The organism is Paenibacillus sp. FSL R7-0272, from assembly GCF_037969905.1.
In the GTDB taxonomy this organism is placed as follows: Bacteria; Bacillota; Bacilli; order Paenibacillales; family Paenibacillaceae; genus Paenibacillus; species Paenibacillus polysaccharolyticus.
Map to the genome: position 1 here is coordinate 2,042,845 of NZ_CP150221.1, position 25,883 is coordinate 2,068,727.

Genomic DNA, 25,883 nt, shown 5'->3' on the forward strand with positions numbered 1-25,883 from the left:
TAGAACGGGACTGCCTTCTGCTGATGCGGCGGCTAGTGTTCATTACATCTATGGAGCGGGAGAGGATAGGCTGTGCGTTTAGTACATATAAACTTATTGCAGCCTGGCATGAAGCTGGGGAAACGAATTTTTAGTGAGGAAGGTCTGGTTTTACTCAGTGAGGATGTAGAACTGACGAGTCGTTTAATCGGACGGTTGAAAGATCTTGGGATTGGATATGTATATATTCAGGATGCTGCGACAGAAGACATTATCGTGCCCGATATGTTACAGGAAGAGACCAAGCGAAGAGCACTTGTGGAGATCAAACAGCAATTTCAACATATGTCCGGTTTCAAAAGTAAAAACCAGATCACACATTTTGGTAAAGCGCTTAGTGGGGTAATGAACAGCATTCTTGAGGACATTGGTGGTCAAAAGGAAGCGATGATCATGTTAATGGACATGAACTCCAGCGATTTTGACCTGTATACTCATTCACTGAATGTTTGTGTGTATACTCTTGTTCTCGGTGTGGCATCAGGTTATACACGTCAGCAACTTATGGAGATTGGTCTAGGTGCTCTGCTCCATGATATTGGGAAAACGCAGATTCCCTCCGATATTTTACATAAACCTTCACGTCTGAGTGATGAGGAATACAAGATTATTCAACAGCATACCACGTATGGACACCGCATTCTCAAGGATGAACCCGGCATCCCTCTGCTCGCAGCACACTGTGCACTGCAGCATCATGAGCGAATTGATGGCAGTGGCTACCCTTTTGGTTTGAAAGGCAATGAAATCCATGAATATGCGAAGTGGATTGCTCTTGCCGATTCGTATGATGCCATGACGACCAATCGGGTCTATCGTCAAGCTTTATTGCCGCATCAAGCCGTAGAGGTACTGTATACAGGTTCTGGAACGCTTTATGAACAGTGGATGCTTGAAAAGTTTAGGGATTGTGTAGCGATCTATCCCGTAGGTATATCTGTAAAACTGAGCACTGGAGAAGTTGGCGTTGTCGCTGCAATTCAACCCCGCGTGCCACAACGGCCATTGATTCGTGTAATCAAGGATGCAGAAGGACAGGTCCTTACTGCACCCTACGAAATAAATCTTGCTACGAAGTTATCAGTCATGATTACAGGGGTCGAGGGTGCGGAAGATTCTGCTACACTTATGAAGCATGAACAGCTGAATAGTTAAGCTAACGAAGTATAGAGCAGGCGCTCAGGTGGTCATATCGGGAAAGTGAAGCTAGACTAATTTCCGATGATTCATGAGCGTTTTTTGTCATGTAATGGTCAGGGTTTGGCTGTGCAGGAAGATTCATAATTGTGCTATGATAAAAGATAACTCCCAAAAAAGTAATCTCGGATATGATGTAAATAAAACTTTTTAGGTTAATAAAAGGAATAAGGTGAAGAACAATGACCATGCTAAACTCAGGATCGGTACAACCGATGCCATTATCGCCAACGAATGATCCGTGGGATCCGATTGGCTCTCTGCGTGCATATGGCCGGCATGTGCTGACCAGTGTAGAAATGACAGTGACACATCTGTGCAATATGCGATGTGAGCATTGTGCCGTAGGGGATATGCTTACGATGCAAGAGGCACCAGCACTGCCACTCTCACTAATGTTGAAACGACTTGATGAGGTGGAGCATCTGCAGACTATCAGTTTGACAGGTGGTGAACCCAGCTTTAGCCAAAAGACGGTGGATGAGATGATCATTCCTCTGCTTAAATATGCGAAGGAACGCGGAATTCGCTCCCAGATCAATTCTAATCTGACACTGGATATCAGCCGTTATGAAAAACTTCTCCCGTATCTGGATGTGATGCACATCTCCTTCAATTATTTGAATGCAGATGATTTCCATCAGGTGGGATTTGCCAACAGCGGTAGGTCGGTAAAACGTGAAGTCGCCGTGAAAATGTATGAAAAGATGATGGAAAACTCCCGCAAGCTAAGTGAGGCCGGAATGTTTATTTCCGCTGAGTCGATGATTAATTATCGGACGCATGATAAGCTGGACGGCATTCACCAATTGATTCGGGAAATGGGTTGTGTACGGCACGAAGTACATCCGATGTACAACTCTAACTTTGCGTCCTCTCTTCCAGTATTATCACTGGATCACATGAGGAATGCCATTCATCGCTTGCTTGATGTCCGTGACAAAGACATGTGGATGCTTTTCGGAACACTACCGTTCTTTGCATGCAGTGCAGCTGAGCAGGATCGTGAACTTATTAATCGCTTGTACAGCGAACCGAATGTAACGGTTCGTAATGATCCGGACGGACGCAACCGTGTTAACGTCAACATGTTTACTGGCAACGTGTACGTGACTGATTTTGCCGATATCCCTGCATTCGGCAATATCCATGATCGGAAGCTGGATGATGTATTCCATGAATGGTCTGCTGAGCATCCGCTCAATCAGACCGTAAATTGCCATTGTGATGCTGCATCGTGTTGCGGGCCAAATCTTCTTGTGGCCGATATGTATTATAAAGGCGTGGACTTCAAATCTAGAAAAGCTATTTTACGTTAATATTCCAGGTGCATTCCTGAAATAGACAGAGAAGGGGAGTTACATCTTGGGCATTCATACCGAATTTCACTTTGGACAGCTGGTATTTAATCTGGTCTGTGTTTTTTTGCTCGTATTTTTGAATGGTGTATTTGTCGCAGCAGAGTTCTCTCTCGTCAAAGTAAGACAGACACGCCTGACACAATTGCAGAGTGAGGGAAACCGTCTGGCTGGTTACGCCCTGAAGGTGAACGGTAAACTGGATGCCTATCTGTCGGCTACGCAGTTCGGGATTACACTGACATCTCTCGGACTGGGATGGTTGGGGGAACCTGCGATCTCCAAACTGCTTGTGGAACCGCTGATGTTTAAGCTTGGCGTTTCCGATACAGGTCTGATTACAACGGTATCTGTTATTATCGGATTCTGTATCATTACGTTTCTGCACATTGTACTTGGTGAGCTGGCCCCAAAATCGCTGGCGATTCAAAAAACAGATGGAGTGGCGTTGCTTTTATCGGCACCGTTACTATTATTTTATAAAATTTTCTTTCCGTTCATCTGGGTTCTTAACGCATCAGCGAATGCATTATTACGTTTGGCTGGTATTGAACCCGCGAGTGAAAGTGAGGCCCATTCCGAAGATGAGCTTCGCATCCTGATGAAACAGAGTGCCAAAAGCGGGGTCATCGACAAGGATGAGATCAAGCTGATGGATAATATCTTTGATTTCTCCGATATGTTGGCGAGGGAGGTCATGCTGCCTCGCACAGATATGGATTGTTTGTATACCCACCTGCCACTAGAGGAAAATCTAAAGATCATCAATGCAACGAAGCACTCCCGCTATCCGGTTGCCGTAGAAGATAAGGACGAGATTATCGGATTTATTCATATTACGGACTTGCTTCTGGCAGAACCGGAGCAACAACAGGATCTGGCTTCAATGGTGCGTCCGATTCTGAACGTTCCCGAGTCGATGGAGATTAGCCATGTGTTACGTTTAATGCAGAAAAAGCACTCCCAGATGACGCTCGTTGTCGATGAATATGGGGGGACTGCAGGCTTGCTGACAGCTGAAGAGATTTTGGAAGAAATCGTTGGGGATCTGTATGATGAATTCGAGGATGAGCGGCCACATATGGAACGAATCGGTGAGGCTTTCTCGATTGACGGACGTTCGTTGATTGAGGAAGTTCATGAATGGACCGGAGCAATCATTGAGGATGAAGAGGTAGATACCATTGGCGGTTGGCTCTTCAAAGAATTGGAAGGCAGTCCGGCTAAGGGGAGAACACGTGAACGGAACGGCTATGTTTTTGAAGTCGAAGAGTCTACACGTCTACGAATTAACCGGGTCAAAGTGTACAAGCAAGTAAAAGAACAAGATGAAATCTCGGAAGATGAGCAGTGATCTTCTATTGTCTCCGGATGATAATCGATGTGAACAATAGCGGATAAACAAGATTTTTAAGTAAGACCTTTGAGCTGGTGTTATGACACCTTTCAAAGGTCTTTTTTTGCATGTCGGGAATAAGTGAGCTTGCTCTGCAATGGCAAAATCCTTCTTATAGTTTCTGTAAAAAGGGATTATCTTGATCATCTCGACATATGGTTATAAGGACAGGAAATGATGGGGATGTACTGTATGCCTTGTGAAGTAATGCCCAGAATGCAGAATGCATGTGATTGCATGATAAAGGAGGCGTTTCGATTGAAAGATCCTCTGAAAGATCCTCAGGTTCGGGCTTATGTTCCTTTTGTGGGTCCATTTGATCCGTGTAAACCTCTAGGTATTCGTACGTATCTGGTTCCACCGCAATTATTTATTCCTTTTCAGCCTATGGGGTGGCCGCAATACAGTCCGGCTGAGGCTTTAAGGCTCGGCACATTGTGGCCGGCGCTGTACAGCCCGTATACCTCGAAGAAAACGAAGGAAAGGGCGGTGGTGAACGATGGAGAAGGAACAGCCGAAAGCCTGTGACGCCAAATATTACGAACTGCTGGAGGAACTACAGGCACTGGATTTTGTTCTGGTTGAGCTGAATTTGTATTTGGATACACATCCGGGAGATTTTCAAAGCATCGAACAGTATAACAAGTTCAGCCAGGAACGGATGCGCGTTGCACATGAATTTCAGCAGTTATACGGTCCGCTGACGAATTTTGGTCATGCCTTTTCCAAATATCCGTGGGAGTGGTCCCAGACACCTTGGCCTTGGCAAGTATAAAATCGAAGGAGGCGTCCTGTGCATGTGGGTATATGAAAAAAAATTGCAATATCCAGTTCGGGTGAGTAAATGTGATCCTCATATGGCAAAGCTGTTGATGGAACAATATGGCGGTGCAGACGGAGAACTGGCGGCAGCCCTGCGATACCTGAATCAACGTTATACGATTCCTGACAAAATTATCGGTCTACTGAACGACATTGCGACGGAGGAATTTTCTCACTTGGAGATGATTGCAACGATGATTTACAAACTCACCAAGGATGCCACGATTGAGCAATTGGAGCTGGCCGGGTTGGATGCCCATTATGCGGCACATGACAGAGCACTCTTTTACAATAACGCTGCTGGAGTACCCTTTACCGCCACCTATATTCAAGCGAAGGGTGATCCGATCGCGGATTTGTACGAAGATATCGCAGCCGAAGAGAAAGCTCGGGCTACATATCAATGGTTAATTGATTTAACGGATGACGTGGATTTGCAGGACAGTCTGAAATTTTTGCGAGAACGCGAGATTGTGCACTCACTGCGGTTCCGGGAGGCCGTTGAAATTCTGAAGGATGACCGGGAAACGAAGAAAATATTTTGACGATGAGCCAAGCGGCAAATATGTAACGAAAGAGATAAAAGGCAGTCCAAGTGGGCTGCTTTTTATGTTTAGGTACAATGATATAAGTTGAACTGTTCTTTTACACGTTAACGGAGAGGACAGAAAAAACCTGGAAAAGCGAAGCGTTCGCCTTTATCACCGGATTTTTCCCTTTGGAAAAGGGAATTCAAAAAAATCTGGGGATAACAGCGAATGGAAGGTTCTTCTGTTATCGGAGTGGACTGTGTAAAATTTTTAGTTGAACTTATATAGATTGAAAAAATAAGATCAAAAAAAGGACGATGAATGAAGAGTTGTTCCTCAAGGTCGTCCTGCAGATTGAACATATAAGTTTGTAGAAGTGCTTTTGCCCTTAGTATTCCACGACCATGGCAACATTTTGCCACCCGGCTCCAACGGTCCAGAACAACACTTTGTCACCGCGCTGCAGCTCTCCGGAGCTAATGGCTCGATGCATGGCTATAAACGGGCTGCTTGTCGAGGTGTAACCAAATTCGTCGCCAATATATACAGCAATGTCATCAGCAATGCCGATGTTTTCGGACACTGCACGAATGTTAGCAATGGACAGCTGAGAGAAACAGGCGGCTTTAATCTCATCCGGCTTGATTTCATTCCGTGTCAGCAACGTACGAATGGACTCTGAAGCTGCATCGACACAGATTGAATCGTCAAACGGTGTGAATTTCACATGAAAAGCTCCTGCATCAACACCCGTGCTTCCGAGCTTCGCGAGTCCTTCGGCTGGAAAGAGAGAATTTTGATATACACAGGTATCCGTCTGGTAGATTGAATCGATAAACCCAACGGCATGTTCATCCCGTTCTACAATTACGGCTGCGGCCGCATCTCCGAAATTCGCAAAATAAACCGGATCATCCGGACTGGCATGAGGAGCAACATAGTCTGAGCCGATGATCAGCGCACGCTTGATTCTTGGATTACCAAGCATCTGCCGACTGACCTGTTCAAAAGCTGCGGTCATGCCTGCACAGTTGGCATTGCTATCAATACAGATGGTGTGGGCTGCTCCGCTAATCAGATGATGAATCATTAAGGAATTCGTAGGAAAAATATATTCCGGTGTTTGGCTTGCATACGCAATCAAGTCGATATCTTGTCCGGTTAATCCGGTTTTAGCGAGTAGCTTTCGGGTGGCCTCGAAGGCCATGGTCAGTGAGTTTTCGTCCTCCTGATCAATTTTGTAACGTGACTCACGCCCGAGTGCTTTTAACAAACCACGAATATCGACCCCTCTGGCATCAAAATGTTCAATGTAAAAATCATTGTGCACCTTGGTTTCAGGGTGATATATATCGATATCTACAATACGAATTCCAGCCATCGTCATCCTCCTCTTAAGTGGAAAGGCAGAGCTGTCATTAAAGCATCATACAAATCAGGGAGCTACGCCGAAATAATTTCGAGATTGTCCAGCCCTACCGTCCGACCAAGTCTGGCAAGCTGCATTTTCAGAATGGCATTGTTCTCCAAGGTTAACACCACCTTTTTGTATTCGTCCTTTTTAAACATGGCCAGGCATCCCTCCAGAAGAGGTACAATCTCGGGGGCAGTAACATTCAACTTTTTGCAGTCAATATCCAGGTTAAACTCCTTGGTGTTGATGGCGGATATCGTATCCTGATAAGCCGAGATCGAACGAAGACCATCCTCTTGAGAAAAAGAACCTTCCAATTCAATGTGCAACACCTTGTTTGAAGCATCCGTTTGTAGATTAAACTTTCCCATTGCGCGTTCTCTCTCCTTTGTAAAAAATGAGTGAAAGCTATCCTCTATGGAATGACTGGAGCAGTCCAATAGCCCCTAAAGTGAGCGGGACCAGGTTGTAAGGCTGGAAGGATAATTTACCCATATTATAAAGGTAATAATGTAAAAAGATCAATAAAAAGGTCGAATAATGTATAAAAATGTAGAACGTTGAATTACTGGATTTCCTCAAGCGTGGCAAGCAATACATTAAATGCACTGATAATACGTGGAGCACCGACACACGGTGCCAGATGAAGCAATACTCCCTTAAGTTCATCAACGGCAATACCCACACTTAAGGCCATGGCATAATGCACACCAAGCTGTTCGAATTGTCCCTGTGTAATTAATGACGAAATAATGGCGACTTCTTTCCACTGATCTGTAATGGTTGTCCGCTGAAAAATATCACCATATGCCGTTCCCATTATAAATTCGGACAGTTCGGGAAAATGCTCCTTAATCGGAGCAAGTGCCTTCGCACCATATTCCCCGGAAAGCTTGGCAAAACGATCTAACCCTTGGGTCACTTGGTCACTCATGACTCGTACCTCCTAATCTAGATTGACAACCCGATGAGCCGTTGGTGGGATCTCGTCCCGGTCGGTCAACAGCTCGATGACAGCAACTTGATTTAATTCCAAAGCGGCTTCCAGTGCGCTTGAGAACTGCGGTAACGTTTCTGCACGGAAAGCCTTAGCTCCAAGAGACTCGGCAAACTTGACTGCATCCATGGGAACCTCGAAAAGTGTGCCATCGATGCGTCCCGTCGTTTTTTCCATGCCTTTCAAGGCCATATCCAGCTGTTTGTTGTTGACAACGATAAAAATAACAGGAAGATCCTTGCATACGGCTGTATTGATTTCTGTGCCCAGCATCATAAAACATCCATCTCCGGTGATACATACAACCGTTTCTTCAGGTGAAGCCGCTTTGGCACCAATAGCCATGCCGATGGCATTCCCCATGCAGGCAAAGTAGGCATCAAATATGAAACTGCCGGGTTTCTTCACTTTGTAACGCTGGACGGCATGAAAGCCGTGGCTTCCATCATCAACAAACAGTTTGTGGTCATAGGGAAGCAGTTCGCTCATCTGATCGAGTACGGCAGCAAGTGACAGATGCGGCAGATCTGGTAATGGAGTTTGATATTCAAAGGACTCGAAGGTACCTGTAGAAGCAGACGTAAGAGAAGATGGCAAGGTGCTGAGCAGATATTGCAGATTGTCTTTGATATCCCCTGTTATATGTAAGGTCTGAGATTGAAGGATTTTGCCTACGAAAGTTGGATCGGTATCGATTTGAATCAGCTGTGCCGGATGATTATGCGGCTTGAGATTACAGAGCGTCATATCACTCAGTCTGGAGCCGAGGACAATATACAGATCACTTTGATTCAACATCTCGTCCCCGTTTGGGAATCCGCCAACACCACAGGGGCCATGATATAAGGGGTGATCCCATGTTATCGCTCCTTTTCCCCCAGGAGTTGTCACGACTGGAATATTAAATGTTTCGGCTAATTGCTTTAGTTCCTCATGCGCCCCGGCACGAGTTACACCTTTACCTGCAATGATTAATGGGCGTTCTGCTTGATGCAGTAAAGGCAGGATTCGATTCAAACTTGAGATGCTGAGCAATGGCTCAGGTTCTGGAATAACAATACGACATATTGGAAGTTGCTCCGTTTGTACGTCAAAAGGCAGGCAGAGATGGACAGGACCTTTGTTTGGGCCAAGTGCAATAGAAAGGGCATGATTCAAGATGGTTCCGAAGTGATCTCCACGTTCGACCAGTTTGCTGAATAGTGTGGCAGGTCTGAACATTTCGGCCAGATCAGCCAAATACGAAGAGGAGTCCTGACACTGGGGGATGCCCAGTTCCTGAATAGATTGATGGCCGGTAAGAAATAAAACGGGAAGATTATTCGCTTTGGCATGGGCCGCTGCGGTGAGCAGATTAGTTCCTCCAGGGCCAGAGGTGGCGAAGGCTACGCCCAAACGGCCTGTCTGCAATGCATAACCCGATGCGGCAAAGCCTGAACTGGCTTCGTGACGACCTGGGATAAATTCCAAACCGTAATCTACCATTTTCAGAAGAGCGGGACAGATGGATTTTCCGATAATACCAAATACATGAGTGACACCCAGATTGCGTAGCGTTTCTGCTAAGTAGTCCGCAACAGTTCTCACGCGTGGACACCTCGTTTCAAAGTAGTAGGTTTTAAGAACCAGGCGGCTTATCCAATTGTGCATGTTGGTATTTGTCTAAGGTTGTAAGAAGAAGAATTACTTGGTACTAGAAATGGTATCTTTTTTTGTGGTTTTTTGTCAATCCTTTTCCTGATTCCAATGACCCGAGGCTATTTACCTATACATATTGACGCGATGAAGCGATATCGGGATAACGCAATGCATGATCAACGGTTCTAATCCACGATTTCTGCTATACTGAAATTGAATTGGAGGGAATGCAATGACATCATTGAAAATGGCTGTAATCGGCCTGGGTAAGATGGGTTTACATATGATTCATCAAGCGGAAAATACTCAAATGGATATCTCCGTTGAGATTACTGCGGTCTGTGATGCGAATGAGCAAAGCTTGCAGGAATTTGCAGCAACCCGTCCATCGGTGAAAACATATCGTGATTATAAACAGCTACTGGATGAACAGCAGATTGACCTCGTCTACATTGCTGTACCGCCGAAATATCATTATCCGGTGGTTATGGACGCTCTGGACCGTCGAATTCATGTGTTCTGTGAAAAGCCGCTCGCTAACAGTTTAGAAGAAGCGCGCAAAATGGTCGAAGCTGCTGAGCAAGCTGGTGTGGTTCACGCCGTTCATTTTTCGATGCCGCATGAGTCAGCTGTGTTGAAGTTGCAAGAGATGGTTAAACAACAGGCAGTGGGTGACATTCGCAAAATTGACCTGATTCTGCAGTTCCCGCAGTGGCCGCGCTCATGGCAGCAGAATGAATGGATCACAAGCCGGGATCAGGGAGGTTTTATCCTCGAAGTTGGCATTCACTGGATTCATATGATCCAGAATGTATTCGGGCGTCTACGTGTACTGAATGCTCAAGTAACTTATCCTGCCGATCAACCTGATGCTTGTGAACAGGAAGTGCAGGCTGTACTTGAAGTACAGGGTGGAACCAGGGTTCATCTGCAGGGGATTTCTCATTTTGCTGGCGAGGAGCGTGTGTCCATGGTTGTATATGGCACCGAGGGCACCATTGCGCTGGAAAATTGGGAGGAATTGATGAGTGGCAAGATCGGACAGCCGTTGTCCCCCGTGGAAGTGCTGGAATCTTCCAGCGAACTGCCTGTGTTGAAACATGTCATTGCCCGTATTCAGGAGAAACCGGGCAGGATTTATACGTTCCACGATGGGTACGAGGCGCAACAGGTGCTTGAAGCACTTCGGAACAGTAATTCATCTACAAATTAACCAATTTCACTCCGAAAGGAATTTTGCATATGACCAATATATCGGGTTTACGTAAACCGGAAGCGATGATTTTTGATATGGATGGCACGTTGTTTCAGACAGAGACCTTGCTTTTGCCAGCGTATCATCAGTTATTTGATACGTTGCGTGCAGAGGGGCATTTTGAAGGAGAAACCCCGCCGGAAGAGCGGATGCTCGGAAGTCTGGGCATGTTGCTTGAAGATATCTGGAAAGTTGTTATGCCTGAAGCATCCGAAGCAGCTCATCGTCGTGCCGATGAATTATTGTTGCAACTTGAGATCGAAGGACTCGATGGAGGCGACTCCAAACTGTATCCCGGTGTCAAAGAAACATTGACAGCACTGAAAGCCCAAGGCATTCGTCTGTTTGTTGCCAGCAATGGGCTTGAGGATTATGTCAAGGGGGTTGCGTTCGCACACGAGATCATGCCGCTATTTGAAGGGGTATATAGTGCAGGTCAGTACAAGACACCTTCCAAAATTAACTTGGTACAGATTTTGCTGCAGAAACATCGGATTCAGGATGCCTGGATGGTAGGTGATCGTTCTTCGGACGTCGAAGCGGGCAAAATGAATAACCAGACCGTTATCGGCTGTGCTTATGCCGGATTCGGCAGGGATGAAGAACTTGCCGGTTCCGATGCACTGATCTCAGATTTCACTGATTTGCTCCGTCTATATGAAGAAGCAGAATAAGTGTTTTAACACTGCATGATCATGGTAACACCCCCTGACAAACTCAAAGCTACCTGGCTTCCGCAGGGTATGTCTGGTTATCAATAAACAGCACATGAGCAACAGCTTTATCAACGATTTACAGCTTTTTATCACACACCTGTATGGGGCTTTTTGCGCCTATGCAGGTTTTTTGCGTTTTCGCACGCAGTCACATTCTCCCCTGTAGAAAGTTGATTTCCCTATCCCGCATATGATGTAAATCCCTCTATACTTTCATTCAAAAGCTATAGGGGGTCTGATTCTGATGAAACCATCCAAACTGAACGCCTACATCTTCATCATCCCAAGTCTCTTTCTCACACTGGTATTCGGAATCTATCCGTTGTTATGGGCTCTGCGCTACATGTTCTATGATTATCAGGGCATCGGGAAGCCGATCTTCATCGGACTTGAGAACTTTGCACGGATTATTCGTGATGGACAGTTCTGGGATTCGGTAAAAAATACGGGGATATATGCACTTGGTAAACTCGTCATCACCATTCCGCTATCTCTGATTCTGGCGATTATCCTGAATCGCAAGTGGCGTGGCCGCTCTTTGTTCAGAGCGGTTTTCTATCTTCCAACCATTTTTAGTGCATCTGTCATGGCGATTGTTTTTTTCATCATTTTCAATTCATATAACGGCATTCTGAATCAGCTGCTGATGAAGTATCACATCATATCCTCGCCAATTGGTTGGCTGGATGCGAATCATGCGATGCTGACAACGATCATTATTGCGATCTGGGGTGCTGTCGGAAACTATATGTTGTTGTTCATTGCGGGTCTGCAAAGCATTCCGGAGGAGTTGTATGAGGCAGCATCACTGGATGGAGCAAGCGAATTCCAAAAATTACGCAATGTAACGATTCCGCTACTCGGACCAGTAATGCAGATGATCATTATGCTAGCGATCACGACAGCACTTAAGGGGTACGAAAGCATTATGGTCTTAACCGAGGGTGGGCCTTATGGCAAAACAGAGGTTATGTATCTGTACCTGTTCAAACTGTTGTTCCCTGTTTCGGCGGACACACAATCTTTGCAACAGCTTGGTTACGGAAGTGCAGTTGGATTCACAACAGCTCTTATTGTAGGGGCAGTGACGCTCATTTACTTCCAGATTTCCAAAAAGCTTAATGATGTCTACTAATCATGATTAGGAGGGAACGATGATGACTCAAACCGTGCTTGCACCTGCATCTTCGAATTCAAGTTCATTCCGCTGGACTCGCTGGACGAAGCGAACCATCCTCTTTATATTTTTGCTGATCATTGCGATCTTGTCCCTGTTCCCGATCATCCTCGTGTTACTAGGATCGTTCAAAACCAACCAGGAACTTACCGGAGGAGCAACAATCTGGCCGAAGATATGGCAGTTCACGAATTACAGCCAGGCTTGGAAGACGGCTAATTTTTCCGGATTTACGATTAACAGCATTTTTGTAAGTATTGCCACAACGGTAGGAACACTGCTGGTATCGTCCATGGCTGCTTATGCGGTGGATCGGGTGAATTTTAAAGGTAAAAAAGCGTATACGCTGCTCATGGCATCCACACTGTTTATTTCGATCGGTGCTGTGGTACTTAGACCACAGTTTGATCTCATGGTCAAGCTGGGTCTGAATAATTCGCTGTGGGGTGTCATCATCATATTAATCAGTGCCCATGCAGCAACCTATTTTATTCTCGTTGGGTTCTTCAAGAGTATCCCCCGTGAATTGGATGAGGCTGCGATGATTGATGGCTGTAACTTCTTTACCACCTACTGGCGGATTATTTTGCCACTCTTGCGTCCGGGTCTGGCTGTTGCGGGACTAGGTGTTTTCCAGAATTCATGGAATGAATATATTCTTCCGTTCGTATTCACGATGAGCAATCCCAAGTTGCAAACCTTGCCGGTTGGTCTGGCGAACCTTCGCTACGGCATCGGGGCTGCAGCTGAGGTGCAATTAATGATGGCTGGAGCTTGTCTGTCGATTTTGCCACTGCTCGTTGTATACATTTTTGCGAATAAATCATTCATGCAAGTTACGCTGGGGGCTGTCAAAGGTTAGGGCGGTAAAGCTGAGGAAGAGATTTCGGGGAACGGTATTCCGTGCAGATTCCGCTGTGCTATACTCTTTTTAATTACAGCGGACAGGGCCAGCCCTTGTTCAAGGAGCGACCGCCTATGAAGTCAACTTTCTACAAAATGTCTCTGAAAAAACGGATACAGCTTATCTACATTTTCCTCGTTGTTTTGTGTATCAGTGTGACGGGCATTTTCTCTTATCTCTTCGCTGCCAAAAGTATAGAGCGGAACGCGCTTGAATTAAAGAAGAGCATTCTAAACAAGTCCGTACAGGTCATGGACGAGCATCTGCGTCATATCGTCGTTTCATCTTATTCGTTCATGCTGAGTGACACGTTCACACAGGTGATGAAGGATGTGCGCAATCACAATGATGGGCGTTATTATCAGAATCTCTCTCTGCTTCAGACCACATTTGCCCAGTTGAAGCTGGTAGAGCCGCTGATTGATACCGCATATTTGAAGACACCGATCGGCAATTTTTTCTCGACAAAAGACTTCCCGAATCAAAGCAATGCGTTTGACAAGGAATATGGAGAAGTTGTCAAACGGCCCGGCTGGAATACGATGTGGTTTGGTTCACATCCCAGCGAATTATTCCAATCCCGGGGTAATGTGCTGTCACTGTTGCTTAAACCGATTGTGATCGATAACCATACCTTTTCGGAGGTATACATGGTCGTTAACATGAGGGAAGCAGCCATGCGAGATATTTTAAATCAGGATCTGATGAACAGTCAGGTACAATTGTTTTTACTTCATAAAAATGGAAGTGAGGTCATTCGTCCGGGAGCAGGCACTTTTGATCTGGTAACAGAGCCTGGATTTGCACAACGATTAGATCGCGGGTCAGGTGATTTCACGTATACCAACGGACAGGGACAAGATATGTTGGTGAATTACTCGGCTCTATCGATGAATGAGGACTGGGTTATGGTCAGTGTTCAGTCCAAGGCCGATTTATTATCTCCACTGAAGAAGATTCGCTGGCTGGTCATCCTGATTATGCTGTTCTGCATCCTACTGGCGCTCGCGTTGTCCGACCTGTTATCCTCTGCGCTGCTGAAACCGCTGAACAAATTGCGGCGGCTCATGGTCGAGGTGGAGTACAACGACTTGGACGTACGCTTTCGCAGCAAATATGACGATGAGGTCAGTGCCGTAGGACATCGATTTAATCGGATGCTCGATCAGATTCAGGTTTTGTTTGAAGAGGTGCGAGCAACGGAACAGGACAAGCGGCGGCTGGAAGTGAAGGCGCTTCAAGCTCAGGTTGATCCTCATTTTCTATACAATACGTTAAATACGATGTTCTGGAAAAGCGAGAGTGGGGAGAAGAAGGATGTCAGCGCCATGATTGTCTCTCTTTCTCTGCTGTTCAGACTCGGGTTAAATGATGGAAAAGACATGACCACCGTAGAGCAAGAGATCAAACACGTCGAGCAGTATATGCAGTTACAGCAGCAATGTTACGAAGACTTGTTTGAATACCGGATTGAGGCAGAGGAATCTTGCAAAGGAATCGAAATTCTAAAAATTTTGCTTCAGCCTCTGGTGGAAAATTCGATCCTGCATGGTTTTAATGATAAGGAAGATTTAGGACGCATTCTGATCCGGATTCATCGTCTTGAAGATACACTCCGTTTGGAGGTCAAGGACAATGGATGCGGCATGGATGTAGCGAAAATGAATGCGGAAGAAGCAGTAGAGGGGAACCGGAAAGGATATGCTATATCCAATCTGGTTGATCGATTAAACCTACAGTATGGTGAGCAAGCTTCGCTTGTGTTCCGTAGTGAAATAAACGTGGGGACTACGGTAGTCATCACCATTCCGATTAGCTAGGAGGGAGCGTACGTATGGAGCAACTGACGATGTGTGTTATGGATGATATTCAGGCTGTGGTCAAGGGCATCGTTTCCACCATTCCGTGGGAGGATCATGAGGTGCGGATTGTTGGCACAGCGAACAATGGAGAGCAAGGCTGGTCGCTTCTGACTGAACAGCAGCCGGACATTGTCATTACGGATATCAAAATGCCTCGGCTCAGCGGACTCGAACTCATGAAGCGGGCAATGGATGCTGGACTGCGCTCCAAGTTTATTTTTATTAGCGGATACTCCGATTTTCAATACGCCCAGGAAGCGATTAAGCTCGGAGCCTTCGATTATCTGCTCAAACCGTTTACGCCTGAGGAGATTTTGGGTGCGGTGCTAAAAGTGAGACAGGTTATTGAGAGTGAACAAGCGAAGTCGCAGCAACTTCAAAAGCTGAAACAGAAAGCGGTTAGCAGCAGTGAGTACGAACGTCACAGTTATCTTCTAGGTCTGCTTCGGCATGAGATTGGCGGATTTCTGAATGAAAGCCGATGGGACGAGCTTGATATTGAGCTGGATTCCTCCAACCTCAACGTTATGGTCATTGAAGTTGATGGCTATACACGCTATGGATCGACGATGCACCTGGATGCAGAGATCGTTCCATTTGCGGTTCAGAATATCGTCAGCGAGACATTGAATCGGTATACGAGAAGTGTTGTACTGCGTGAAAATCGTTACCGCCTGGCCGCTATATTTAATACATCCGAACAGATTAATTTATCCGATCTTATGGAGCAATGCCGCCACAATGTGGAGCAATATAGCAAAAAGACTATATCCATTGGAGTCGGAACGATCGCTCGCAGACCACAAGAAATCTGGATATCTTATGCCAATGCGGACAAGGCGATATCTTATCGTTTTTACAGTGAAGGAAACTGCATCTTCCAGTATGCAGAACTGGAGAATCAGGATGTGGTTGCTCCCGTCTATCCTTTGGAAAAGGAAAAGGAGCTATTTTACGCATTGAAATGTGGCAATGAAAGTTCTTGTCACCGAATTATCGATGATATTTTGGAAGTCTGGCAGAACGCCAAAGGTTTTCCCGAACCACTGACGATGATCCGTCTGTTGTCAGGACTCGCATTTGCGATCTACCGTGCGTTCTGTGATGAGATCACAGAAGAAGAACGGCTTCGTCTGGAAGCGGACTTGACCGTGCTTGAAGCGATGCGCTCGTTGACGTTTGACGGCTGGGGAGCCTACATCAAGCATTTCAGCAGTATGGGATGCGAGATCATGGATAAGAAAAGGCTTACGGATGTCAAACAGGCGATTAGCAAATCCCAAGAGTTTATCAGCATGAATCTGTCCGAAAATCTCACATTGCAGACGTGTGCACAGTCGGTCCACTTAAGTCCAAGTTATTTTGCGAATGCGTTCAAGAAGGAAACGGGCATGACGCTTATTCAATATATTACGAAGTTAAGAATGGAAAAGGCGAAGGAACTGCTGGTTGCGGGTGTACAGGTACAGGAAATATGCCAGATGCTGGGGTATGAGGACAGACCGTATTTCAGTGGCCTTTTCAAAAAGTATTGTGGCATGACCCCTACACATTTTCGGCAGATGTATGAGAACGGCTAAGACAGAGATCGTCATTTTTCCCACCTTGCATAGTCAGAATGTCCCTCACTTCGACATAAGTGGAACGTTTATCATTACGTTAACGGGGAACCAAACAGGTTGTCCAGACAAGCATAAGGGGGCATTTCAATGGTTAAAAAGTGGATGATGACTACACTAAGTGCTGTGCTTGCATTAACGGTAGCTGGTTGTTCGACAGACAGTGGAACGACAACAGGCAGCGGAGCCGCAGCTGGCGGCGGAGAACAGAGTAGTGGCAAAACGAAAGTGGTCTATTGGACTCCGGATCGACACGATGCTGATTTTATGAAATCCAAGATTGAGCAGTTCAACCAGACCAACAAAGACAACATTGAAGTAGAAATGACCGTCATGGGTGATAATTATCCGCAGGCCGTTGATATCGCTTTTGCGAGTAAACAAGCTCCTGATGTGTTTCAAATTGACGATTTCCAAACGTACTATCAAAAGGGGTACCTTGCTCCAATCGACGGATATATGAGCGATGCCATGAAGGCAACGTTCAAGGACAGCCTGATCGAAAATAAAAATACGATTGATGGAAAAGTATATACCCTTCCGAATACAGGCCAGATCTGGAGACTGGTGTACAATAAAGATATTTTCCAAAAAGCAGGCATTGCTTCTCCGCCTAAAACCATTGCTGAAATGGTAGCAGACGCAAAGAAAATTACTGAAACAGGTAAAAGTGAAGGCATCTATGGCTTCGCCAGCCCATTCAAAAGTGGTAGCGGTTTCTGGAGAGCGGCGAACACCATTGCCGGTGCAAGTACGAACGAAGGTATCGACGGCTTTAACTACAAGACAGGTCAGTTTGACTTCAACATGTACAAGTCGATTGCCGAGGCTCTTCGTCAGATGAATCAAGATGGCAGCATGCTTCCGGGTGTGGAAAGCTTGGATATTGACCCACTGAGAGCACAATTTGCACAAGGCAAAATCGGGATGTACATCAATCACTCCGGTGAGCCAGGTGTCTACAAAGATCAATTCCCGACCAAAGAAAATTGGGGTGCTGCTCCTGTGCCAACAGATGATGGTACGATTAAAGGGGCTTCGCAAGTTATTGGTGGTTCCTATATCGGTATCAATGCGGACTCAAAGAACAAAGAAGCAGCATGGAAGTTCATGGAGTACGTATACAGCACGGATCTGCAAAGCGAGTATTATGAAAAAGGTTACGGTATCTCTCTGATTCCTGCCGTACTCAGCTCCGATAAAAAACCTAGCATTCCAGGTATCGAAGGTTTCTTACCTAAGAAGTATGACGCGATCTTCCCTGCCAATCCAAGTGTGATTACAGAGAGCTCGCTGGAAGGCATGAAATGGGCTGAAGCTTTCTCCGCTTACGTATTCACTGGTGGTGATCTGGATGGCGTGATCAAGGATCTGAATACACGGTATAATGCAGCACTTGAGAAAAGCAAAGCGGCTGGCCTGACTAAAATTGCGGCAGATCCATCGTTTGATTCATCCAAGCTTCAAGGTAAACTGTCCAAAGAAGAGTAAAATCTAAACATGGCGGCCGTCGTATTCATACTTCGGTCGCTTCACTTTACTGAAATTTTCAAAATTATCTTGCCTTGGAGAGGGGAATATTCAATGATTATTGACCAGAATTCCGTAAAACCACATATCATTAACGAAACAAGTTCGCGCAAAATTTTGGGGATGGGTGGAACACTCATGATGGTGGAAGTGACCTTTGCCAAAGGTGGGATCGGCGAAGTCCACTCCCATGATGCGCACGAGCAAGTCAGTTATATTGTAAAGGGTAGCTTTGAGGTTCAAGTAGGCGAAGAGACCAAAGTTCTCCAAGCGGGAGACAGCTTCTATGCAGGCTTGAATGTGCCACACGGGGTAAAAGCGCTGGAAGATGCGATTATACTGGATGTGTTTACGCCATTCCGTCAGGATTTTCTTGAGGCAGACCAATGAGTGATTTTTATCTTTCAGCAGACGAACTGCAGCAAGCAGCGCTATATTATCAGGAGCATTTTCCAGAGGAAGCCCGAAATTCAGTGACGATTGCCAACCGTGCTATTCTGAACGAATTTATTGTGCCATATACGAATGATCTAACCAACTGGATTCCACTGGGGACGCCGGTGGACTGGCTTCACAATCCGACCAATGATCTGGAGTTCACGTGGGGCATTAACAGGCACTGGCATATGCTTGATTTAGGTAAAGCTTATCTGATGAAAGGCAACCCGTTATATGTGACTACCTTTATCGATCACTATCGTACATGGAGAGCACAGAATCCGGTGCCAGTTCATCTGGCATATGATGAAGCAGTTTTTTTTCAGAAACCAGGTCCTTGGCGTTTGCTTGAAACAGGTCTGCGTGTGCAATCCTGGATTGCAGCGTACAAATATATGGAATCCAGTCCGCAACTGGACGATGTCTTTCGGGCCGAATTTCTGCAAGGGCTGGAGGAGCATGCGGAATTCCTGACGCATTATCTCGGCAGTACGGAAATTAATCATGCCATTATGCATATGCAGGGTTTGTTTATGATTGCGGCTTTTTATAAGGAGCATCCACGAAGTCCATTCTGGCGCCAAGTGGCTACTGAACGGCTGGAGCTATGCCTGTTGCATCAGTTGAATGAAGAGGGCATCCAGGTTGAATTGAACACCCACTATCATAACGCGAGTATTGAGATGTTTGGTACACCGTATCTGCTGGCAGGTATTTCGGGACATCCGTTTTCGGCGTGGTATGGGGAATGTTTACGGAATATGGCCGCGTTCACCGAAGCGATGATCAGACCGGATCATCAATCGACGGGCATTGGAGATTCGGACTGGCTTAGTGATGGACGACAACGGTTGACACTGTTAGGTGCAATTCTGGGAGACGAGGATCTCATGGCTCGCGGAACCGACAGTTCAGAATGCCTATGGCTGGTGGGTGTGGCAAAATACGAGCAGTGTGTTAGGCTGCAGGCTGGAGCATCCCGATCATTGACAAGCCGTACATTTCCCCAAACCGGATATTATGTGATGAGGGATGAGCAACAATATTTGTTCTTTGATGCAGCTCCGATGGGTGGTGCTCACGGTCATGCGGATGCTTTGAACATCGAATGGATGTGGAATAACCGGCTGTTCTTTACGGATACAGGACGTTATACGTATGAAGAAGGGCAGTGGCGGCATTATTTCAAAAGCACGCGGGCACATAATACGATTACCATAGACGGGACAGATCAGACACCTTATGTATCCACTCAGCAATGGGGTGAGCCTGAGGCAGAAGCGACAACACATCGCTATGAGAGTCAAGGCAGCTATCACTTTATGGATGCTTCACAAGATGGATATACACATCTTCCCGATCCGGTTAGCCATCGTCGGTGGGTGCTTGCAGGCAAAAGCGTACCTCTGCTTCTGGTGGTGGATTGGCTGGATGCTGAAAAGACACACACGTTGGAGCAACGGTTCCATTTGCATCCGGATGCACTGCTTGTATTACGCAAGGAAGATCAAGCGAAACAGCGAGCAGGCATTCGATTTGACGATTCCTCCACTAAGCTGTGCATTAAATTTTTGATGGCGGGGGATGGCAGTGAAACGTTTGAGTTGACAGAACAGGTTGGCTGGGTATCTGAAATCTACGGCTCGAAATCGGAAACGGCTGTTATTCAAGGCAAAGCTGAATTTTCTGGCAAAGTGGGCGTTGTGGCCATAGGACTACCGGCTGACGAATCAGAAGAAGCTGTGAAAGTGACAGGATGTGCACTGGAGCCGGAACAAATGAGGTTCACGCTAGATTACGAGTACCGCGGTCAGGAAGCCCGGATTGTGATCGACGAACATCAGGTGGACTGGAAGTAGTTAGAACCTGTTTGCATATGCTGAAATTTATAAAACGATAAGCTCCATGCTTACAGCTAGATAGGATGGATGGTGTGGAACCGTAAAAGGATTGCAGGCTCAGCTTATTACTGAACCTGCAATCCTTTTTACTTTGCCCAGCCTAGGGTTACGATGTATGATCAGCTCGCGGGTTACTTCACTCTCCGGCCCCGCTTCACTCTCGTTGCTTTAGAAGTAACGGGCCTGGGAGAGGGAGTTTTTTTAACCGTTTGAGTAGGGCGGTTGCGGTATACCCACAAAGCATATTCCAGCGGCTGTATGATCGCTTTATAATAAATGCTTCGTTCACCAATTCGGGCAAAGACTTCACGGGCAGGTTTGGGGTTGACCTCAAGCAGGTAGATTTGCCCACTTTTGTCTATCGCCAAATCCAGTGCAAGCTCACATAGATCGCCATACGTATCCTCAAGGAACGAAGCTACATCAATGCCAAATTTTGCTGCCGTTGCTGTCACTTCTTCTCGCAGTTCTTCTTCGGGAATCCATTGTTTCATCAAACGCTGCATGGCTATGGCCTGCCCGCCTCCATGAAGGTTTGAGGTTACACTTTTCTCAGCGCCCATGCGCCCTGCGCATCCTGTGAGTTCCCATTCGCCTTCTCCGTTTTTCTGAACCAGCATACGGTAGTCATGTACTCTGCCGTTAGGAAGCTGGAGCTGAATCCCTTTTTGCACCAAATATTTATCTTTCATGTTCCAGTGCTGAAGCAGGGGGCCGAGCCTTGATAGATGAACCTTGCGCGGTGTAATAATGCGGCGTTTCTGATCGCGGCCTTGAACGAGTACTGTACTGGGTTCCTTGCTGCTACGTTCTACGCGCAAAATGCCCCGTCCGCCTGTGCCGTTGATCGGTTTCAGATAGATCAGCGGGGACACCTTGAGCATTCGGTTTACATCGGACATGTCCTGAAATAAAATCGTTTCCGGCAAATGTTGCCGGAAGGCGGATTGCTCGGACAGGGTTTGATGAATGGTCCATTTATTGCGTAAAGGTCGATTCAGAAAGAGCAGATGTCCGTATTTTTCACGAAAGGCAAGGAGCTGCTGGAAACGATGGTTTCGCTGAATGCGACACCGATCAAAAATCAGATCCGGGAATGCGCGCCATTCCCTGGACCAGCCATTCTTTTCGTCATACACCATCGCTTCGATCTGCCTGCCGCCGGAATGGACATCAGCAGGTGTGAATACATAAATATCAAGTCCCCGTTTGCGCCCCTCCAGAATCATTCGGCGGTAGATGCTTCGTTCTTCCAGAGCGCGGTGTTCATTCAGATACAATGTCATAATGCCCAGAACAGGTGAGGACACAAACAATCACCTTCTTTGTATGCAGTATTCCTGCCATTCATCGTACAGACTGACGGGCAAGATAGGCGCTGTACTGGAAAATACGTTCCAGTGAACGCCGCCTGATCTGTGGTTCATCAAATTTCATCGGTTTTGCATTGGCTTCAAAAAACCAGATCTCCCCCAGATCATCCACGCCAAGATCCATCGACATTTCACCAAGTGTATGTCCCGAACCGCGCTCAACCTGCCTGGCAATCATTAAGGAGGTAGACTTTACCCGTTTCATTAGAGCTGTAGTCATTTCTTCCCCAAATAGCTCGGTGAGTAGCTTCTCCGGGTCTTCTACACTTCCGCCGCGAGGCACGTGAGTTGTAATGCTGCGTGAGCCTGCCAGTCGTGCACCGATCCCAGTCACACTCCATTGCCCTTTGCCATTTTTCTGCACAAGCACACGAAGGTCGAAAGGTCGTTTGTGAGAAGAAGCGAGCTCGATGCCTTGTTGCATGATATAGGGCGTATGTCCGGTTTCTTTGCGAATTCGGGCCCATAACTTGGATAACGTGGCAGCCTTGTATGTCATACTTTTTCGAGTGTTTTGTATTTTAAGTCGGTAAGGCAGCTTTTCTTTTTCTTGAAATTTGAGCATCATGATGCCTTTGCCAGCTTTCCCGCTCTCCGGTTTCAGGTACAAATAAGGATAGGTGCGAAGTACCGTACCAAGTGAAGATGCGCTGCGCATCCGCCGGGTATGAGGAATCAATTGCTGCGTGGACTTGGATTTTTTGAGCCATTCGAACAGATTCCATTTATTGAAAAAATACGGGTTATACAATTCAATACCGGATTGCAGACATTCTTCAATTTTACGTTGAACCGAGGGTTTGCGTTCATCTTCCCGGTTAGGAATACGGTTATAGAGCACATGAGGGAGGGGGAACGGCTTTGAAGTCCATTTGCCGCTCCCTTTGTTGTACGTATATCCTTTCACGGTAGGTCCAGTCATATTAAGATCGCGGACTGTCACGATATAAACGACGTAGCCCATGCTTTCACCTGTTTGCAAAATATCCTGAAAATTTTGATGATTCCCTCTGAACATCCGCTGTTGATCATGCATGGTGAGTACGGCGATCACAGGTTTGAAATCATCATGAAGGCTCATCAAATGCTGTCCTTCTTCCGGAATTTGCTCAAATACAGGCAATGCTCCAAAATGTGTTCCACCGACGATTTGCCCTCCACCCGGAGTGAAGGGTGACGGAAGATGGAGCGCCCGGGTTTGGCGTTCGCTTCGAACATCCATACATGTTCCTCCTGATCAATGCCCAGATCAAAGCCAATCTCACCAATCAGATGCTGGTGCTGGGATTCAATCGCCTGGGCCAGTGTAATAGCGACGGATTTCGCCTGTTGCAGAACCTCGCCCGCACGTTCCCCGAAATTGCGACTGAGCGCCTGTTCAGGGGTCATTAGAGAGCCGCCATTTTTGATGTGAGTTGTTACACTTCCACGTCCGGCTTTTTTGGCACCGATGCCAACAACAACCCACTGATTGTTCCCGTTCTTATGCATGTGGAAACGAAAGTCAATAGGGCATTCGTCAATCTCAATCAGCCGTATTCCCTGTTGAACGACGTAGCCGCGTAACTGCTTGCCATGTCTGCCTTGAAGCATGCGCATCAGGCTATTAAATGAACCAAAGCGCAACAGGGCGTTACCCCCTTTTTTGCGATAACGTGCAAAGTATCCACGTTTAGGTGAGTAGGTTAAGCGGTAGATCCCGTTGCCAAGGCTGCCAGCGGTGGGTTTGTAATAAACGAACTGATGCCGCTCAAGCATCTCCCTCATCTGGTCAATTGTAGGATTGGTGATGGATTCCGGGATATAACGTCCTGCGGTGGGTTCGTTCTCCAGCAACTTGTAAATATCCGACTTATTGAAGAAGCTCCAGTTGAAAAAAGGAATTTTACGGCGGATAAATCGTTCCCGCAGCTGATTGATCGCTGGTGAGAAGTCGGAGCGGCGGCTCGGCAAACGATTGTAAACCACATCGGGCAGAGGCACCGTCCTGCGGAAGAAGCTTCCGCTCTCATTGAGGAAGTACCCGGAAACGGTCTCGTTCTGCCAGTTGATATCTCGCGGAGTGAAGGCATAGATATACGATTTACGGCTTCCTTCACGGAGCAACTGCTTGATGAAACCAGTACGTGAGCCGAACGGATTCGAGCTTGAAGAAGAACCGTCGGACAGCACCCCGATGAGCGGTCCCAGCTGCACTTCGTCATTCTGGAGGTTGCGAAGATAAATGCTGCCACGTTTGGGAACGTTCATTAAGTTGCGGATGCCTGATGCCAGATACAGATGTTTCCCCGCTTTGCGAATCGGTTTGATGGTGGCTGGCACGCGATCACGCCCGAACCGCAGATGTATCGTTTTTTTGCCGGACAGATTAAGGCTTTTCATTAAAGCATTAGATACGTACACCACTTTTTCGGGTTTTTGGGTGAAATGCAGATTGCAAAAGGTCAAACTCATGATTTATCCTCCTATCCTGAAAAAGATCCTTGTGCTCCATGGCAAGCAGGCATTACAGGCCTCAGCTACCTGGAATCGGGATGCGTTTCAGGCCAGCTTTGCTGGATGAATTCGGCATTTTCATTGGACGTGAGACGTCCGCGAGAACATGTTGTTGCAGCAGATAACGGGCATAAGCAAGTGGTTGTGTATACGTCAGGGCATGCATGTGTTTGTCATCTGATTCCGCAAATGAGGCGCGGCCTGGTTTTGAATTTACTTCAATCAACCACAGCCTGCCGTCTACATCAGCTCCAAAATCAAGACCAAGTTCCGCAAGTCGGCCGAAACGGCTCTCCAGCATCGAAGGAATGAGAGCGGCAGCATGTTTGATCTGTAGCAACAACGATGAAGCTTTGTCTTTGCCATATCGCTCTGTAAGGTATGCATCAGCAGGATAAGCGTTACCCCCGCCGTGAAGATTCGAGGTCAGAGAGCCTTCAGCTCCTTCCCGAATCATACAACCCGTCAGCGTCCAGCGCCCTTGCCCGTTTTTTTGTACCAGTGCCCTTATATCAAATGCTCTTCCGTGATGGCTAAGCTCCAGATAAGGCTGCACAATCATGTTTTGTACAGCCTGATGTGATTCCAGCCAGGAAGATACATCCGTTGCTTGATAAAATGACTTGACATAGTGTTCGTTGCCTCTATCACGACCCTCCACGATCCAGGGGAATGGCAATTCTCCTGTGGATAATCGGAAGGTGTTTTTGCCATGAGTTCCTGAGGCGGGTTTGAAAAATAAACCTTTGGGCCAGCGGGCAAGCCATATTTCCCAGGGAATAGTCGACCTAACCCGAGTGGTTGGAGCAAGTAGTCCTCGAAGGGTGGTTGACTTCAATAGAGCACGATGAACTTCCCATTTGCCAGGAAGTGCACATGACCAAGAACGCTGACGAAGACTGGAGGTATGAGGTAGATATTGTTCCAACTGCTGCCTGGTATTTCTGGAAAGTGGATTCAGGCATCGGTTCATCACCAGATCGATCATAGGCATACGAATAGCTTTCCATTTCTTTTGATGATAAGTGTATGCTCTCTGAAGAATGCCTTCGGTATATTGGGCAGGAATCGGGATGACGATAATTCGTAACCCGTACCTGAAACTTTCCACGCAAAGCCTGCGGCAGAAGCGTTCATCTGCAAAAGGAGGTGAGCCTTCTGCTTCACGGACGAGTATAGCCATGGTATTGTTTTGCGGCGATGTAAACATGTTGCTGCACC

General features: G+C 46.6%; 23 protein-coding genes. 15 read left to right on the forward strand and 8 right to left on the reverse strand.

Going from position 1 to position 25,883, the window contains the following annotated elements:
- Nucleotides 1-96: 96 nt before the first annotated feature.
- From MKY23_RS09185 to MKY23_RS09210, 6 genes are all read left to right on the forward strand, one after another.
- Nucleotides 97-1,194 (forward strand): HD-GYP domain-containing protein, encoded by a 1,098-nt coding sequence (locus tag MKY23_RS09185; protein ID WP_339837416.1) that lies wholly within the window; start codon nucleotides 97-99, stop codon nucleotides 1,192-1,194.
- 224 nt (nucleotides 1,195-1,418) lie between these two features.
- Nucleotides 1,419-2,555 carry a radical SAM/CxCxxxxC motif protein YfkAB gene (yfkAB, locus tag MKY23_RS09190; protein ID WP_339837419.1) on the forward strand — a complete coding sequence of 379 codons (1,137 nt, stop codon included), beginning with the start codon at nucleotides 1,419-1,421 and terminating at the stop codon, nucleotides 2,553-2,555.
- 46 nt (nucleotides 2,556-2,601) lie between these two features.
- Nucleotides 2,602-3,948 (forward strand): hemolysin family protein, encoded by a 1,347-nt coding sequence (locus MKY23_RS09195; protein ID WP_154983041.1) that lies wholly within the window; start codon nucleotides 2,602-2,604, stop codon nucleotides 3,946-3,948.
- 279 nt (nucleotides 3,949-4,227) lie between these two features.
- Nucleotides 4,228-4,518: a spore coat associated protein CotJA gene (locus tag MKY23_RS09200; RefSeq protein ID WP_090920510.1), complete on the forward strand. Its 291-nt coding sequence runs from the start codon at nucleotides 4,228-4,230 to the stop codon at nucleotides 4,516-4,518.
- On the forward strand, nucleotides 4,490-4,765 hold the full coding sequence (locus MKY23_RS09205; RefSeq protein WP_090920142.1) for a spore coat protein CotJB: 276 nt from the start codon (nucleotides 4,490-4,492) through the stop codon (nucleotides 4,763-4,765). The genes MKY23_RS09200 and MKY23_RS09205 overlap by 29 nt, the downstream gene beginning before the upstream one ends.
- Nucleotides 4,766-4,787: 22 nt before the next feature.
- Nucleotides 4,788-5,357: a manganese catalase family protein gene (locus MKY23_RS09210; RefSeq protein ID WP_090920145.1), complete on the forward strand. Its 570-nt coding sequence runs from the start codon at nucleotides 4,788-4,790 to the stop codon at nucleotides 5,355-5,357.
- A gap of 373 nt (nucleotides 5,358-5,730) precedes the next feature.
- Here the strand turns inward: MKY23_RS09210 and MKY23_RS09215 are convergent, their stop codons facing one another.
- The 4 genes from MKY23_RS09215 to MKY23_RS09230 form a co-directional block, all read right to left on the reverse strand.
- Nucleotides 5,731-6,723, reverse strand: coding sequence for a 3-oxoacyl-[acyl-carrier-protein] synthase III C-terminal domain-containing protein (locus MKY23_RS09215; protein ID WP_339837423.1), 993 nt, complete (start codon nucleotides 6,721-6,723; stop codon nucleotides 5,731-5,733).
- A gap of 62 nt (nucleotides 6,724-6,785) precedes the next feature.
- A complete protein-coding gene (locus MKY23_RS09220) occupies nucleotides 6,786-7,127 on the reverse strand; it encodes a hypothetical protein (protein ID WP_154886770.1) in 342 nt (113 codons plus the stop codon).
- Between the two features lie 194 nt (nucleotides 7,128-7,321).
- A complete protein-coding gene (locus MKY23_RS09225; protein WP_339837428.1) occupies nucleotides 7,322-7,690 on the reverse strand; it encodes a carboxymuconolactone decarboxylase family protein in 369 nt (122 codons plus the stop codon).
- A gap of 12 nt (nucleotides 7,691-7,702) precedes the next feature.
- Complete coding sequence (locus MKY23_RS09230) at nucleotides 7,703-9,340, reverse strand: thiamine pyrophosphate-binding protein (RefSeq protein WP_221786448.1); 1,638 nt, start codon at nucleotides 9,338-9,340, stop codon at nucleotides 7,703-7,705.
- A gap of 283 nt (nucleotides 9,341-9,623) precedes the next feature.
- Between MKY23_RS09230 and MKY23_RS09235 the strand changes: the two genes are divergently transcribed.
- The 9 genes from MKY23_RS09235 to MKY23_RS09275 all read left to right on the forward strand — a co-directional run bounded on the left by MKY23_RS09235 (nucleotide 9,624) and on the right by MKY23_RS09275 (nucleotide 20,751).
- The gene (locus tag MKY23_RS09235; protein WP_154958194.1) at nucleotides 9,624-10,604 is read left to right on the forward strand and encodes a Gfo/Idh/MocA family oxidoreductase; all 981 of its coding nucleotides are present in this window, start codon (nucleotides 9,624-9,626) and stop codon (nucleotides 10,602-10,604) included.
- A gap of 29 nt (nucleotides 10,605-10,633) precedes the next feature.
- A complete protein-coding gene (locus MKY23_RS09240) occupies nucleotides 10,634-11,320 on the forward strand; it encodes an HAD hydrolase-like protein (RefSeq protein ID WP_154886764.1) in 687 nt (228 codons plus the stop codon).
- 286 nt (nucleotides 11,321-11,606) lie between these two features.
- A complete protein-coding gene (locus MKY23_RS09245; RefSeq protein WP_090920165.1) occupies nucleotides 11,607-12,497 on the forward strand; it encodes a sugar ABC transporter permease in 891 nt (296 codons plus the stop codon).
- A gap of 22 nt (nucleotides 12,498-12,519) precedes the next feature.
- Entirely contained in the window at nucleotides 12,520-13,401 is an 882-nt protein-coding gene (locus MKY23_RS09250) for a carbohydrate ABC transporter permease (protein ID WP_090920169.1), read from the forward strand.
- A 116-nt stretch (nucleotides 13,402-13,517) separates the two neighbouring features.
- Complete coding sequence (locus MKY23_RS09255) at nucleotides 13,518-15,263, forward strand: sensor histidine kinase (RefSeq protein ID WP_336122237.1); 1,746 nt, start codon at nucleotides 13,518-13,520, stop codon at nucleotides 15,261-15,263.
- A 14-nt stretch (nucleotides 15,264-15,277) separates the two neighbouring features.
- Entirely contained in the window at nucleotides 15,278-16,885 is a 1,608-nt protein-coding gene (locus tag MKY23_RS09260; RefSeq protein WP_336122238.1) for a response regulator, read from the forward strand.
- A gap of 129 nt (nucleotides 16,886-17,014) precedes the next feature.
- On the forward strand, nucleotides 17,015-18,415 hold the full coding sequence (locus MKY23_RS09265) for a sugar ABC transporter substrate-binding protein (protein ID WP_336122239.1): 1,401 nt from the start codon (nucleotides 17,015-17,017) through the stop codon (nucleotides 18,413-18,415).
- 93 nt (nucleotides 18,416-18,508) lie between these two features.
- Complete coding sequence (locus MKY23_RS09270; RefSeq protein WP_154958190.1) at nucleotides 18,509-18,844, forward strand: cupin domain-containing protein; 336 nt, start codon at nucleotides 18,509-18,511, stop codon at nucleotides 18,842-18,844.
- On the forward strand, nucleotides 18,841-20,751 hold the full coding sequence (locus MKY23_RS09275) for an alginate lyase family protein (RefSeq protein WP_339837439.1): 1,911 nt from the start codon (nucleotides 18,841-18,843) through the stop codon (nucleotides 20,749-20,751). The genes MKY23_RS09270 and MKY23_RS09275 overlap by 4 nt, the downstream gene beginning before the upstream one ends.
- Before the next feature lie 173 nt (nucleotides 20,752-20,924).
- Here the strand turns inward: MKY23_RS09275 and MKY23_RS09280 are convergent, their stop codons facing one another.
- The 4 genes from MKY23_RS09280 to MKY23_RS09295 all read right to left on the reverse strand — a co-directional run bounded on the left by MKY23_RS09280 (nucleotide 20,925) and on the right by MKY23_RS09295 (nucleotide 25,872).
- Complete coding sequence (locus tag MKY23_RS09280) at nucleotides 20,925-22,103, reverse strand: YheC/YheD family protein (RefSeq protein WP_336122241.1); 1,179 nt, start codon at nucleotides 22,101-22,103, stop codon at nucleotides 20,925-20,927.
- A gap of 37 nt (nucleotides 22,104-22,140) precedes the next feature.
- Nucleotides 22,141-23,247: a YheC/YheD family protein gene (locus tag MKY23_RS09285; protein WP_221786547.1), complete on the reverse strand. Its 1,107-nt coding sequence runs from the start codon at nucleotides 23,245-23,247 to the stop codon at nucleotides 22,141-22,143.
- Complete coding sequence (locus tag MKY23_RS09290; RefSeq protein ID WP_090920191.1) at nucleotides 23,247-24,620, reverse strand: YheC/YheD family protein; 1,374 nt, start codon at nucleotides 24,618-24,620, stop codon at nucleotides 23,247-23,249. The genes MKY23_RS09285 and MKY23_RS09290 overlap by 1 nt, the downstream gene beginning before the upstream one ends.
- Nucleotides 24,621-24,681: 61 nt before the next feature.
- A complete protein-coding gene (locus MKY23_RS09295; protein WP_339837443.1) occupies nucleotides 24,682-25,872 on the reverse strand; it encodes a YheC/YheD family protein in 1,191 nt (396 codons plus the stop codon).
- Nucleotides 25,873-25,883 lie beyond the last annotated feature (11 nt).